13 protein-coding genes are annotated in these 12045 nt (G+C 74.2%); 6 read left to right on the forward strand and 7 right to left on the reverse strand.

All coding sequences use genetic code 11. The features are described from left to right. Positions 1–8: 8 nt before the first annotated feature. Positions 9–914 (forward strand): Gfo/Idh/MocA family protein, encoded by a 906-nt coding sequence (locus ACFWUZ_RS03575; RefSeq protein WP_384366402.1) that lies wholly within the window; start codon positions 9–11, stop codon positions 912–914. Here ACFWUZ_RS03575 and lnt read toward each other — a convergent pair. From lnt to ACFWUZ_RS03600, 5 genes are all read right to left on the reverse strand, one after another. After that, on the reverse strand, positions 838–2412 hold the full coding sequence (gene lnt, locus ACFWUZ_RS03580) for an apolipoprotein N-acyltransferase (protein ID WP_384366405.1): 1575 nt from the start codon (positions 2410–2412) through the stop codon (positions 838–840). The genes ACFWUZ_RS03575 and lnt overlap by 77 nt on opposite strands. A gap of 48 nt (positions 2413–2460) precedes the next feature. Continuing rightward, on the reverse strand, positions 2461–2985 hold the full coding sequence (locus tag ACFWUZ_RS03585) for a nuclear transport factor 2 family protein (protein WP_384366408.1): 525 nt from the start codon (positions 2983–2985) through the stop codon (positions 2461–2463). An 81-nt stretch (positions 2986–3066) separates the two neighbouring features. Continuing rightward, positions 3067–3243: a hypothetical protein gene (locus ACFWUZ_RS03590; protein ID WP_384366411.1), complete on the reverse strand. Its 177-nt coding sequence runs from the start codon at positions 3241–3243 to the stop codon at positions 3067–3069. Positions 3244–3358: 115 nt separating this feature from the next. Then, positions 3359–4237, reverse strand: coding sequence for an undecaprenyl-diphosphate phosphatase (locus ACFWUZ_RS03595; RefSeq protein ID WP_384366414.1), 879 nt, complete (start codon positions 4235–4237; stop codon positions 3359–3361). A 48-nt stretch (positions 4238–4285) separates the two neighbouring features. Next, on the reverse strand, positions 4286–5014 hold the full coding sequence (locus ACFWUZ_RS03600) for a TVP38/TMEM64 family protein (protein WP_384366417.1): 729 nt from the start codon (positions 5012–5014) through the stop codon (positions 4286–4288). A 410-nt stretch (positions 5015–5424) separates the two neighbouring features. On the opposite strand from ACFWUZ_RS03600, the gene tuf reads away from it, so the two are divergent. The 3 genes from tuf (at position 5425) to ACFWUZ_RS03615 (ending at position 8452) form a co-directional block, all read left to right on the forward strand. Further along, positions 5425–6609, forward strand: a complete 1185-nt coding sequence (gene tuf, locus ACFWUZ_RS03605) for an elongation factor Tu (protein ID WP_384366420.1) — start codon at positions 5425–5427, stop codon at positions 6607–6609. Between the two features lie 90 nt (positions 6610–6699). Beyond that, entirely contained in the window at positions 6700–7545 is an 846-nt protein-coding gene (locus tag ACFWUZ_RS03610; protein WP_384366423.1) for a patatin-like phospholipase family protein, read from the forward strand. A gap of 115 nt (positions 7546–7660) precedes the next feature. Beyond that, entirely contained in the window at positions 7661–8452 is a 792-nt protein-coding gene (locus ACFWUZ_RS03615) for a spermidine synthase (protein WP_384367241.1), read from the forward strand. 42 nt (positions 8453–8494) lie between these two features. Here ACFWUZ_RS03615 and ACFWUZ_RS03620 read toward each other — a convergent pair whose 3' ends face one another. Both ACFWUZ_RS03620 and ACFWUZ_RS03625 read right to left on the reverse strand, forming a co-directional pair. Next, positions 8495–9907 (reverse strand): MFS transporter, encoded by a 1413-nt coding sequence (locus ACFWUZ_RS03620; RefSeq protein WP_384366426.1) that lies wholly within the window; start codon positions 9905–9907, stop codon positions 8495–8497. Between the two features lie 72 nt (positions 9908–9979). After that, positions 9980–11023 (reverse strand): hypothetical protein, encoded by a 1044-nt coding sequence (locus ACFWUZ_RS03625; RefSeq protein WP_384366429.1) that lies wholly within the window; start codon positions 11021–11023, stop codon positions 9980–9982. 96 nt (positions 11024–11119) lie between these two features. Here ACFWUZ_RS03625 and ACFWUZ_RS03630 point away from each other — a divergent pair, with 96 nt between their 5' ends. Further along, the gene (locus ACFWUZ_RS03630) at positions 11120–11572 is read left to right on the forward strand and encodes a DUF4442 domain-containing protein (RefSeq protein WP_360870016.1); all 453 of its coding nucleotides are present in this window, start codon (positions 11120–11122) and stop codon (positions 11570–11572) included. A gap of 224 nt (positions 11573–11796) precedes the next feature. Then, positions 11797–11997, forward strand: a complete 201-nt coding sequence (locus ACFWUZ_RS03635) for a DUF2191 domain-containing protein (RefSeq protein WP_384366432.1) — start codon at positions 11797–11799, stop codon at positions 11995–11997. Positions 11998–12045: the final 48 nt, after the last annotated feature.

Raw genomic sequence — 12045 nt, forward strand, 5'->3', positions numbered from 1 at the left:
GGCTCCCGGTGAAGGTCGGCTGCATCGGACTCGGCGACATCGCGCAGAAGGCGTACCTGCCCGTCCTCACCACCCGCCCGGAAATCGAGCTGCACCTGCAGACCCGGACCCCCGCCACACTGGAGCGCGTCGGCGCGTTCCACCACATCCCGGCCGCGCGCCGCCACACCGAACTCGACGCGCTGCTCGCCGAAGGCCTGGACGCCGCCTTCGTGCACGCACCGACCACCGCCCACCCCGAGATCGTCACGCGGCTGCTGGAGGCCGGCGTACCGACGTACGTGGACAAGCCGCTCGCCTACGAGTTGGCGGCCTCCCGGCGGCTGGTGAAACTGGCCGAGGAGCGCGGGGTGTCGCTGGCCGTCGGCTTCAACCGCCGCCACGCGCCCGGCTACGCGCAGTGCGCCGACCACCCGCGCGAACTGATCGTCATGCAGAAGAACCGGGTCGGCCTGCCGGAGGACCCGCGCACGCTGGTGCTCGACGACTTCATCCACGTCGTCGACACCCTGCGGTTCCTGCTGCCGGGGGAGGCCGACCACATCGACGTCCGCGCCGTGGTGCGCGAGGGGCTGATGCACCAGGTGGTGCTCCAGATGTCCGGCGCGGGCTTCACCGCGCTCGGCATCATGAACCGGCTGTCCGGTTCCACCGAGGAGATCCTGGAGGTCTCCGGCCAGGACACCAAACGGCAGGTGGTCAACCTCGCGGAGGTCATCGACCACAAGGGCCAGCCGACCGTGCGCCGGCGCGGGGACTGGGTGCCCGTCGCCCGCCAGCGCGGCATCGAGCAGGTCGTGGACGTCTTCCTGGAGGCCGTCGGGACCGGGAAGACCCTCAGCGCCCGGGACGCCCTGCTGACCCACGAACTGTGCGAGCGGGTGGTGCGCTCCGCGCTGGACCAGGCCTCCTGAGCGTGCGGGTGCCTTCCACCGCGCAGTAGACGGCCAGGGCCGCCAGGGCCGCGGCCACCGCCCAGTCGCCGAGGCGGACGTACGGGGTCGTGCCGCGGGCGAGCGGAACCTCGTACACGGCCGCGGTGCTCGCCGACGTGGGCAGGGCGGGGCCGATCCGATCGCCGGAGGCGCCGTGCACCGCAGTGATGCCCGTGAGGGTGGCGTGCACCATCGGGCGGCCGCTCTCGGCGGCCCGGAGGGCGGCCAGCGAGGCGTGCTGCGCGGGTGCCCAGCTGTCCTGGAAGGTGGAGGTCGCCGACTGGGTGACGAGCAGCCCGGCCCCCCGGAGGGCCAGGTTCCGGCTCATGTCGGGGAAGGCCGACTCGAAGCACACCAGCGGGCCGACGCGGACACCCCCGGGCAGGCCCATGACCACGGGCGCGGCGCCGCGCATCCGGTCCTCGCCGGCCGCCTTGCCGACGGAGGTGGCCCAGCCGAGCAGGCCGCGGGCCGGCACGTACTCCCCGAAGGGGACGAGCCGCATCTTGTCGTAGCGCTCGCCCACCGGACCCAGCGGTCCGACGAGCACCGCGCTCTTGTAGATCCCCGGCCGGTCCGACCGGCGCGCGTCGACGTTCACCAGCAGCGGGGCCCCCACCTCCGCCGAGAGCGCGGCCAGCCGCCGCGCCAGATCGGGCCGCGCGGCCAGGTCCGCGCCGACGCTGCTCTCACCCCACACCACCAGGTCCACCGTCCCGGTCCCGGAGGCCGCGAGGGTCCGCGTCAGCCGTTCCCCGGCATCGAACCGGCGCTCCACGCTGTCCTCGCCGGCCACCGGACCCGGCTGTACGACGGCCACGCGCAGCCCGCCCGCCTGCTCCGGCCGCGGCACCCACAGCCACACGACCGCGGTCAGCACCGCACAGCCCGTCACCCCGGCCACGGCGGGCACCCGTGCCCGCGGCACCGCGAGCAGCAGCACCAGCGCGCAGTTCACCGCGACCACCATCAGGCTCACGAGCCACACGCCTCCCAGCGAGGCCAGCCGCAGCGCGGGCGGCACCTGCCACTGGCTGGCGCCCAGCAGCCCCCAGGGCCCGCCCAGCCCCTGCCAGGACCTGACCAGCTCCGTCAGCAGCCAGCCCGCCGGCACGAGGAGCAGCGCGGCCCCCGCCCGCCCCGCCGCCGGGACCCCGCCGAGCAACTCCCGTACCAACAGGGCCCAGGGGATCCAGAGCAGGCCGAGCAGCGCGGCCACCGGCACCAGGAACACGTGCAGACTGGGCAGCAGCCAGTGGTGGACGGCCACGATGAACGCGGCGCCGCCGAGCCAGCCCTCCAGGGCTGCGCCCCGCCCCGTGACGGCCGACCTCAGCAGCAGCATCCAGGGGACGAGGGCCACGTAGGCGAACCACCAGAGGGCGGGCGCGGGGAAGGCGAGGGCGGGCAGCGCCCCGCAGACGAGGGCGGCCGCCGGACGCCCCCGCGGGGACCATCCGTTGCGAACCGGGACCATGGCGCGCCTCCGCATCCAGTGTGGCAGTGTCGGCCCGGGCGGGCCCGGTCACACCGAGACGTGGCGCCACTTCTCGTGGACGGTGACCCGGGTGAGCCGCCAGCCCTCGGCGGTGCGCGCGAGGAGGAAGGCGTAACGTCCGGCGGCGACGAAGTTCGGCGCGGTGGGCGCCCCCGCGAGGGCGGCCCCGGCCGCGGCGGCGGCGCCGGCGGCCCCCGCTTCCTGCGGTCGGGTCTCCACCGGTCCGGCCAGCCGCATCGGATTGAGGAAGTCCGCCTGCACCTCGGCGCGGTCGCCGGGGGAACCGCCCAGGTCCTCCAGCCGGATCAGCCGGTTGACGACGAGGTGCTGGCGCACGGGGAACAGCTTCATGGTCTCCTCGAGCCAGTCGGCCACCTCCGCGGCCGGCCCCTCGATCCCGCCCGCCGAGCTGTAGTCGGCCCGGCCCCCGGCGGTGAACAGGGCCCGGTAGGCCGCCCAGTCCCCGTCGTCCACGGCCACCGCGTACCCCGTGACCACCTCGTCGACGGCCAGCCGGTCCATTACGGTCGCGAGATCCACACGCTGCGTCATCGGGTCAGTGTGGGGCTGCGCGGGGCAGACGCCAAGGGGCCGGACCCGGGGGCTCGCCGAAAACAGCCGCGGCGGGGCCCGTCAGCGGCCGGAGCGCGCCTCCCGCTGCCGGACCACGACGAGGAACGCGTCGCTGTCCAGGTCCATCACCACCTCGGCCGGCACACCCTCCCGCAACCGCTGTGCCGCGTACTCCTCCGCGGGCCAGCTCCCCCTCGGACTTCCGGCCGGAAAACGCTCCAGCACCACTCGACGCATCGGGACACCCCCTGCTGCTCTCTTTCAGGTCTCTCCGGGCACAACGACGCACAGGCCGGTCGGGAACGTTCCCGAACGGCCTGTGGTTCACGCGAAGTGGTGGTGCGGGGTTCCGCTAGGAGCCGGACTCGCCCGCGTGCGGGCTCAGCACGTCCGTGCCGATCAGCACGAACAGCACGATGCCCAGGACGATCCGGTAGATCACGAACGGCATGAAGCTCTTCGTGGAGATGAACTTCATGAACCACGCGATCACGGCGTAGCCCACGAAGAAGGCGATGACCGTCGCGAAGATCGTCGGGCCCCAGGAGATGTGGCCCGGGTTCTCGGTCACGTCCTTGATCTCGAACGCGCCCGAGGCCAGCACGGCCGGGATGGCGAGGAGGAAGGAGTAGCGCGCCGCCGCCTCGCGGGTGAAGCCCAGCAGCAGACCGCCGGAGATCGTCGCGCCGGACCGGGAGACGCCCGGGATCAGCGCCATCGCCTGGCACAGACCGAAGATGAGGCCGTCCTTGACCCCCAGCTGGCCCAGCGTCTTGCGCTTGCGGATCACCCGGTGGCGGCCGCCCTCCTCGTCGCGCGCGGCCAGCCGGTCGGCGATGCCGAGCACGATGCCCATCACGATGAGGGTCGTGGCCGTCAGCCGCAGGTCACGGGCCGGGCCGACGATCGCGTCCTTGAAGACGAGGCCGAGGACACCGATCGGGATCGACCCGACGATCACCAGCCAGCCCATCTTCGCGTCCTGTTCGGAGCGCAGCGACCTGGTGTACAGCGAGCGGAACCAGGTGGAGACGATCCGCGCGATGTCCTTGCGGAAGTAGATCAGCACGGCCGCCTCGGTGCCGATCTGCGTGATGGCGGTGAAGGCCGCTCCGGGATCGTGCCAGCCGGCGAACGCCGCGGTCAGCCGCAGGTGGGCGCTGGAGGAAATCGGGAGGAACTCCGTAAGCCCCTGGACGAGACCGAGGATTAGGGATTCGAACCAGCTCATGTCGGGGTGCGCTCGTCCTTGTGATCGTCGGGCAGTTCGCGTCCGATGCTAGGGCCCGTGCGAGGTGCCGCTGACCACAGGGGGGTGCTGGGGCGCCAGTTCGTACGTCGCTACGGGTGTTCGGGACGGCGTCAGGCGGTGCCGCTTGCGCCAGGCGACGGCTCCACCGGCCAGCATGGAGACCGCGATGAAGCCGAAGGAGATCAGGAAGGCGGGCGACCCGGGGGTGGAGGCGCTGGCTCCGGCGATCACGTAGGCGGTGGTGTTCGGGACCACGCCCAGCCCGGTGGCGACGAGGAAAGGGGCCCAGCCGCAGCGCGACACCGCCGCGCAGTAGTTGCCCACCACGAAGGGCACGCCGGGGAAGAGCCGCAGCGCGAGGATCGACCGGAAGCCGTGCCGGCTGAGCTGGCCGTCGGCCGCCTCCAGCCAGCGGCCCCGCAGCAGCGGACGCAGAGCCTCCTGGCCCATGACCCGGCCCAGGCCGAAGGTGATGCCCGCACCCAGCACCGAGCCGCCCACCGCGGCCACCAGCCCGAACGGCACCCCGAAGACGGCGCCCGCCGCCAGGTTCAGCAGGGGGCGCGGGACGAAGGCCGCCGCGCACACCCCGTACGCGACCGCGAACAGCAGAACCGCCGCACCGACCGGCAGGCCCACGGGCCAGCCCTCCGACAGGTAGCGCTGGGGCTCGAACAGCAGCACGGCCACCCCCGCGACCGCGAGCAGCACCACGAGCAGCGACAGCCGGACGCGCGGCGCGAGGAGGAGGGGCATTCCGGGAGACTAACCGACCGGTGCGGAGCGGCGCCGTAATCCAGGCCTCACCCGGGAGAACCCCCGGCGACGCCCAGGTCCGCCGTGGGTGACCTGCGTCACTTCCCGCCCGCAGGCCCCACCGCCCGCGGCTGCGGCCTCAAGAAGCGCCGCGCGAACGGAAATTCGGTCGACGGGTCAGGGACGGTCCGGCAGGATCGGGGACATGTCCCGGTACGCCTTCCCCGCAGCGCCGTCCGCAGTCGCGGACGCGCCGAAGGCTGCCGCAACGGCATTCGCAGGCGCACCCGCCTTCGCCGCAGCCGACGGCGCACGAAGCTGACCCTTCCCGGATCGTCCGGCGGACCCCGCAGGGGGAGGGTCGGTCGGTTCAGGGGTCCCGTTCCGGCTTCGAGCTACGGGAAATCATCATGGCCAAGACGGCCTTCGTGCGGACCAAGCCGCACCTCAACATCGGCACCATGGGTCACGTCGACCACGGCAAGACCACCCTCACCGCCGCCATCACCAAGGTCCTCGCCCAGCGCGGCGGCGCCTCCTTCGTGCCCTTCGACCGCATCGACCGGGCCCCCGAGGAGGCCCGGCGCGGGATCACCATCAACCTCACGCACGTCGAGTACGAGACCGACACCCGGCACTACGCCCACGTGGACATGCCCGGTCACGCGGACTACGTCAAGAACATGGTCACCGGCGCCGCGCAGCTCGACGGGGCGATCCTCGTCGTCTCCGCACTCGACGGCGTCATGCCGCAGACGGCCGAGCACGTGCTCCTCGCCCGCCAGGTGGGGGTCGACCACGTCGTGGTCGCCCTCAACAAGGCCGACGCCGCCGACCCCGAGCTGGCCGACCTCGTCGAGCTGGAGGTCCGCGAGCTGCTCACCGCCCACGGCTACGGCGGGGACGCCGCACCCGTCGTACGGGTCTCCGGGCTCGGGGCGCTGGAGGGCGACCCCCGGTGGACCGGGGCGGTCGAGGCGCTGCTGGACGCGGTGGACACCTACGTGCCGATGCCGGTGCGCTACACCGACGCGCCGTTCCTGCTGCCGGTGGAGAACGTGCTGACCATCACCGGGCGCGGGACCGTCGTGACCGGCGCCGTCGAGCGGGGCAGCGTACGCCTCGGCGACCGCGTGACCCTGCACGGCGGCGCCGAGGGCTCCGACGTGACGGCGGTCGTCACCGGACTGGAGACCTTCGGCAAGCCGATGGAGTCCGCCGAGGCCGGGGACAACGTGGCGCTCCTGCTGCGCGGTGTCCAGCGCCACCAGGTGCGCCGCGGGGACGTGGCCGCCGCGCCCGGGAGCGTCACGCCCAAGCGGCGCTTCACCGCCCAGGTGTACGTGCTCTCCGGGCGCGAGGGCGGCCGTACGACACCAGTCGCAAGCGGGTACCGCCCGCAGTTCTACATCCGGACCGCCGACGTGGTCGCGGAGGTGGACCTGGGGGAGGCCGGGGTGGCCCGGCCGGGGGAGACGGTCACCATGACCGTCGAGCTGGGCCGGGACGTCCCCCTGGAGGCCGGCCTCGGCTTCGCGATCCGTGAGGGCGGCCGGACCGTCGGCGCGGGCACGGTGACCACCGTGCTCGGCTGATCCGGCTCCGATCCGGGACCCCCTGTGGTGGCGGCGGCCGGGCTGCGTCAGACTGCCGTCACCACGGACGAGCGCGGAGGGCGGGCCGGGATGAGCGGCGAGACGGCACTGGTGCTGGGCGGCGGAGGGCTGACCGGCATCGGCTGGGAGTGCGGGATCCTGTACGGACTCGCGCGGGCGGGCGTCGACCTCGCCGCCGCCGACCTCGTCGTCGGCACCTCGGCCGGATCGGTGGTCGGCGCCCAGCTGACCTCCGGACTGCTCACCCCGCAGGAGCTCTACGAGCGTCAGCTCGGCGACGCGGCCGGGGAGAGCGCGGCCAGGCTGGGGGCCGGCCTGCTCGCCCGTTACGCCCTCGCCATGGCCCGCTCGCGGGACCCGAAGGCCTACCGGCAGCGGGTCGGTGCCATGGCCCTGACCGCCCGCACCGCCGAGGAGGCGGAGCGGCGCGAGGTGCTGGCGGCCCGGCTCGTCTCGCACCAGTGGCCCGCGCGGCGGCTCGTCGTCACCGCGGTCGACGCGCACACCGGCGAGCCCGCGGACTTCGACCGGGAGAGCGGGGCCGGGCTGGTCGACGCGGTGTCGGCGAGCTGCGCCGTCCCCGGGGTGTGGCCGCCCGTGACGGTCGGCGGGCGCCGCTTCATCGACGGCGGCGTCCGCTCCGCCACCAACGCCGACCTGGCCGCCGGCTACGCCCGCGTGGTCGTCCTGGCGCCGCTCTCGCTCGGCTCCGGGCTCGTCCCCTCACCCGCCGCGCAGGCCGCACGGCTGCGCGCGGCGGGGGCGCGGGTGCTGGTGATCACGCCGTCGGCGGAGGCCCGCAGGGCCTTCGGCCGCAACGTCCTGGATCCGGCCCGCCGGGATCCGGCCGCGCGGGCGGGCCTGGCGCAGGCCGCCGCGCACGCCGCCGAGGCGGCCGCGGTCTGGTCCGGCTGACAGGGGCCCGGCAGCCGCCGCCGTCCGGTCCGGCCGGGAACGGCCCGACAATGGTGCGGTGAGCGACGAACAGATCCCGGTGATCCGGGACGTGGGCCAGGGCACCGCCAAGCTGATGCCGGACGTGGACCGGGAGCGCGCCTGGCTGCTGACCGTGGACGGCGCTCCGCAGTCGTACGTGGACCTCGACGAGCCGGAGCACCTGGAGTTCGAGTACGTCCGCCGCCTCGGTCACGTCCTGGACTGCGCGGCCGGGCCGGGGCGCGCGCTGGACCTGCTGCACCTGGGCGGCGGCGCGCTGACCCTGCCGCGCTACGCGGCGGCGACCCGGCCCGGCTCCCGTCAGACGGTCGTCGAGTTCGACGCCGCCCTGGTGGAACTCGTCGAGGAGTGCCTGCCGCTGCCCGCAGATTCCGGGATCACGGTCCACGCCGCCGAGGCCCGGGCCTGGCTGGAGGCGGCGCCCGCGCGGAGCGCGGACGTGGTGGTGGCCGACGTGTTCGGCGGCTCACGGGTCCCCGCTCAGCTGACCTCGGTGGAGTACGCGCGCCAGGCGGCGCGGGTCCTGCGGCCCGGCGGGCTGTACGCGGCGAACCTGGCCGACGGGGCGCCCTTCGGCTTCCTCCGTTCCCAACTGGCCAACTTCGCCGAGGTGTTCGCAGAGCTCGCGCTGATCGCGGAGCCTTCGGTGCTGCGCGGGCGCCGCTTCGGTAACGCGGTCCTGCTGGCCTCCGACGCCCCGCTGGAGCAGGCCGCGCTGGCCCGGCGGTGCGCCGCCGACGCCTTCGCCGCCCGGGTGGAGCACGGGGAGCCGCTGGCCCGGTTCATGCGGGGCGCGCTGCCCGTGGCCGACGCGGACGCCGCGCCCTCCCCGGCGCCGCCGCAGGGTGCGTTCAGCCTGGGGTGAGGGGGCGGGGCTCGGCCGTCGGCCGGCCCCCGGGGGACGGCCTCATACGGCCGCGGGGCGGGGTCCGGGCGCGTCGGTTCCGGCGGCGTCGGTTCCGGTGGGTCCGGCCGGGGTGGGGTCGGCTCCGGCGGGCCCGGCTGCGGCGGGCTCTGCTCCGGTGGGTCCGGTCGCGGTGAGGAGGGCCTCCTCGGGGTCCGTCTTGGCCGGGGGTGCCTTGCGCGTCATCCGGCGGACGTCGGGGACCAGCAGGACCAGAGCGGTGACCACGACGACCAGGGCCGCGCAGCCCCACAGGGCCGGTCCGCGGCCGAAGGCGGATTCGGCCGGGCCCGCCAGGGCGGTGGCCAGCGGGAGCATGGACACCGAGCCGAACCAGTCGTAGGCGGAGACCCGGGAGAACTTGTCCTCGGGGATCTCCTGGTGCATGGTCGTCATCCAGTTCACGCCGAACACCTCGATCGCGGCGCCGCTGACGAACATCACCGCGCACAGCCCCCACACGGGCAGCGGCACCGCCAGGCCCGCGGAGGGCAGTGCCAGCGGGAACACGCACAGGGTGCCGGCCAGCAGCAGCCGCCTGGGCTTCCACACCATCGTCAGGACGGCCCCGGCGATGGTGCCGGCCCCGAAGAAGGCCAGGGCGATGCCCCAGGGCGCGGGCCCGCCCAGCCGGTCGCGGGCGACGAGGGGACCGTAGACCGCCTCGGCGGCGCCGACGACGGCGACCACGACGGAGAACTGGAGCACGATGCTCCACAGCCACGGGCGGGTGCGGAACTCCACCCAGCCCTCGCGCAGATCGGCCAGCAGCCCGCCGCCCGCACTCCGCTCGCCGATGTGACCGACGTCGAGGAAGGCGCGCAGGGCTCCCGCGACCGCGAAGGCCGCCGCGTCCACGGCGAGCACCCAGCCCGGGCCCATCGCGGCGATCATCGCCCCGCCGAGGGCCGCGCCGCCGATGCCCGCGCCGTGCATCGCCATGCGGAACAGGGCGAAGGCGCGGTTGGCGTGCTCGCCGGAGACGGTGGACAGCAGCATGCCCTCGGCCGCCGGGTTGAAGAAGGCGGTACCGGTACCGCACAGCGCCGTCAGCAGCATCATCTGCCACAGCTGCGGGTCGCCGGTGAGGACGAGCAGGGCGAAGGCCGCCTGCGAGACGCAGTTCAGGGCATTGGCCGCCACCATCACGCGGTGGCGCGGCAGCCGGTCGGCGACGGCCCCGCCGATGAGGAGGAAGACGACGAGCGGGAGCGTACGGGCGGCGGCGACCAGGCCGACGTCGCCGCCCGACCCGCCGGACTCCAGGACGGCGAAGGCTGCCGCGATGAGGGCGCCGTGGCTGCCGAGGTTCGTGACGACCGCCGCGCCCGTCAGCAGACCGTAGTTGCGGCCGGCCCATTCCGGCCGGCGGCGGGGTGCGGGCGGACGGGGCAGGGCGGCGGGGAGAGGAGTCACTCCCGGACTATCTCCGGCCCGGGCCGGAGATCCAAACGGGTTTTCCGGCCCGGGGAGGAGGCTGCGTGGAGGTCAGCCGGTGGTGAGGCGGACCGAGCTGACGATCTTGTCGTAGGTCTCCTGGGTGACTTCGCCCTGGACACCCGTGCGGCTGTGGAGGATCCAGCTGGAGAAGTCACCGTTGGTGGTCTTGAAGCTGAAGGCCATGGACCTGCCGTCGGAGGAGCACTTGTTCTCCTTGGGCAGCCCGGTGGCGGTGGCGGTGGCCACGTGCCCCGTCAGGCCCGAGGAAGAGGTGAACTCCTTGGCCTCGGAGACCTTGACGGACTCCTTCGGGGCCTTCTGCGCGTATGCGCCGACGACCCAGCTGGCGGCCGCGTTGCGCGAGGCCTCACCCGTGTCCTTCGCGCCCTGGGCGCCCTTGGTGCCGGTGCCGGCCAGGCCGTAGGTCTCCTCGCTGCCGTTCTTGTCGGAGTCGAACTTGCACCAGTCCTCCTTGAAGTAGGCCGGTGCGGACATGCTGACGAGCGCGCTGCCGTCGTTCTTCGTCTCGTCATGGAAGCCGGTGATGACGCCCGAACCGGCGACGTTCCACTCCGGCGGCACGTCGAAGGCGGTGCCGTACTTGGGGTTGATGACCACCTTCCAGCCCGGGATCACGGGCTTGACGTCCTCACCGGCACGCGGGTTCGCGGCGCTGCCCGCCGGGGCGGGAGCCGCGGAGGAGGGAGGCGCGGAGGAGGCGGCGGGCTTGTCGTTCGCCTCGACGTTCTTCTTGTCGTCCCGGGTCAGCACGAAAGCGCCGGTGGCGGCGGCCGTCACGACGACCGCCGAGGCCGCCACGATGGCCACGGTCCGGGTCGCGAAGGGGCTCCCGCCGCCGCCCTGGGGCGGCTGGGGCGCCTGGGGCTGGCTCCAGGACTGGACGGGAACGGTCGGGGGCTGCTGGTACCCCGGCTGCTGCGGGTACCCGTAACCGGGCTGCTGCTCGCCGAATCCCGGCTGCTGCTGGTACGGGTTCGGCTGCCCCGGCTGTCCCGCCTGCTGCTGGTACGGGTTCTGTTGCGCGTCCTGGGGGTTGTCGCCCCCGGGCGGCTGCTGCTGTCCTGGCCACATGGCCGGTAACGATAGTGGGCGAGGGACCGGGGAGCCACGGCCGCCCCCGGTCTGGCTCTGGCCAAGGCTGCGTACTCGCGGGTAACATCGCGCGGCATGAGCGCAGACCAGATGAACGTGGGCGAACTGCTCGCCGCGACCGTGCCGATGGCCCGGACCCTGAACCTCCAGTTCCTGGAGACCACCCCCGAGCGTGCGGTCGTCCGGCTCCCGGACCAGCCCGACTACCACAACCACGTCGGCGGCCCGCACGCCGGCGCCATGTTCACCCTCGCCGAGTCCGCCAGCGGCGCGATCGTCCTGGCCGCCTTCGGTGACCAGCTCTCGCGCGCCGTGCCGCTCGCCGTGAAGGCCGAGATCGGCTACAAGAAGCTGGCCAAGGGCGTCGTGACCGCCACCGCCACGCTCGGCCGGCCGGCGGCGGAGGTCGTGGCCGAACTCGACGCGGGCGGCCGCCCCGAGTTCCCCGTCACCGTCGCCATCCAGCGCGAGGACGAGGCCGTGACGGGCGAGATGACCGTCGTCTGGACCCTGCGCCCCAACGCGTAGCCGCCGTCCGCGGCGAGCGCGGAGACGCAGGGGCCGGGGGCCCCGCCCCTCACGGGCGGGCCCCGGCCCTTTCGCGCACCGTCCGGCAGGCCGGTGCGTGCCCCTCGCACGCGCCGGGCGACGCCGGCGAGCGGCTGCCGGGGTCCGGGCCGGGGATGCCGCCGGGCGGTTCGCCGGGGCCGCCGGGCCGGTAGAGTCCCCGCACGACGATGGAGGGGGTACCCGTGGCCAAGGTCAGCATCAGCCTCGACGCAGAACTCGTGGTGGAGGTGATGGTCCTCGCCGGCGTCGGCTCGCCGCAGGACGCGGTGGAAGCCGTCGTACGGGACTACATCGCGCGCGGGCACCGCACGGAGGCGCGCGTCCAGCGTCAGGACGAGGCCCGGCGCGACGCCGACAGCGTGCCGCCCCCGCCGCAGGGCTGAACCTCGGCGCTCCGGTGGCGCGTCTGAACGGGCCTCGCGGGCCCGCGG

This window comes from Streptomyces sp. NPDC058646, assembly GCF_042716875.1.
Taxonomy (GTDB): domain Bacteria; phylum Actinomycetota; class Actinomycetes; order Streptomycetales; family Streptomycetaceae; genus Streptomyces.

Excerpts from the sequence above, each read along its gene's own strand:
- ACFWUZ_RS03595 (WP_384366414.1), bottom strand. The coding sequence starts at position 4,237 with ATGAGCTGGTTCGAATCCCTAATCCTCGGTCTCGTCCAGGGGCTTACG.
- ACFWUZ_RS03585 (WP_384366408.1), bottom strand. The coding sequence starts at position 2,985 with ATGACGCAGCGTGTGGATCTCGCGACCGTAATGGACCGGCTGGCCGTC.
- ACFWUZ_RS03610 (WP_384366423.1), top strand. The coding sequence starts at position 6,700 with ATGAGCGGCGAGACGGCACTGGTGCTGGGCGGCGGAGGGCTGACCGGC.
- ACFWUZ_RS03600 (WP_384366417.1), bottom strand. The coding sequence starts at position 5,014 with ATGCCCCTCCTCCTCGCGCCGCGCGTCCGGCTGTCGCTGCTCGTGGTG.
- ACFWUZ_RS03625 (WP_384366429.1), bottom strand. The coding sequence starts at position 11,023 with ATGTGGCCAGGACAGCAGCAGCCGCCCGGGGGCGACAACCCCCAGGAC.
- ACFWUZ_RS03630 (WP_360870016.1), top strand. The coding sequence starts at position 11,120 with ATGAGCGCAGACCAGATGAACGTGGGCGAACTGCTCGCCGCGACCGTG.
- ACFWUZ_RS03615 (WP_384367241.1), top strand. The coding sequence starts at position 7,661 with ATGCCGGACGTGGACCGGGAGCGCGCCTGGCTGCTGACCGTGGACGGC.
- lnt (WP_384366405.1), bottom strand. The coding sequence starts at position 2,412 with ATGGTCCCGGTTCGCAACGGATGGTCCCCGCGGGGGCGTCCGGCGGCC.
- ACFWUZ_RS03590 (WP_384366411.1), bottom strand. The coding sequence starts at position 3,243 with ATGCGTCGAGTGGTGCTGGAGCGTTTTCCGGCCGGAAGTCCGAGGGGG.
- tuf (WP_384366420.1), top strand. The coding sequence starts at position 5,425 with ATGGCCAAGACGGCCTTCGTGCGGACCAAGCCGCACCTCAACATCGGC.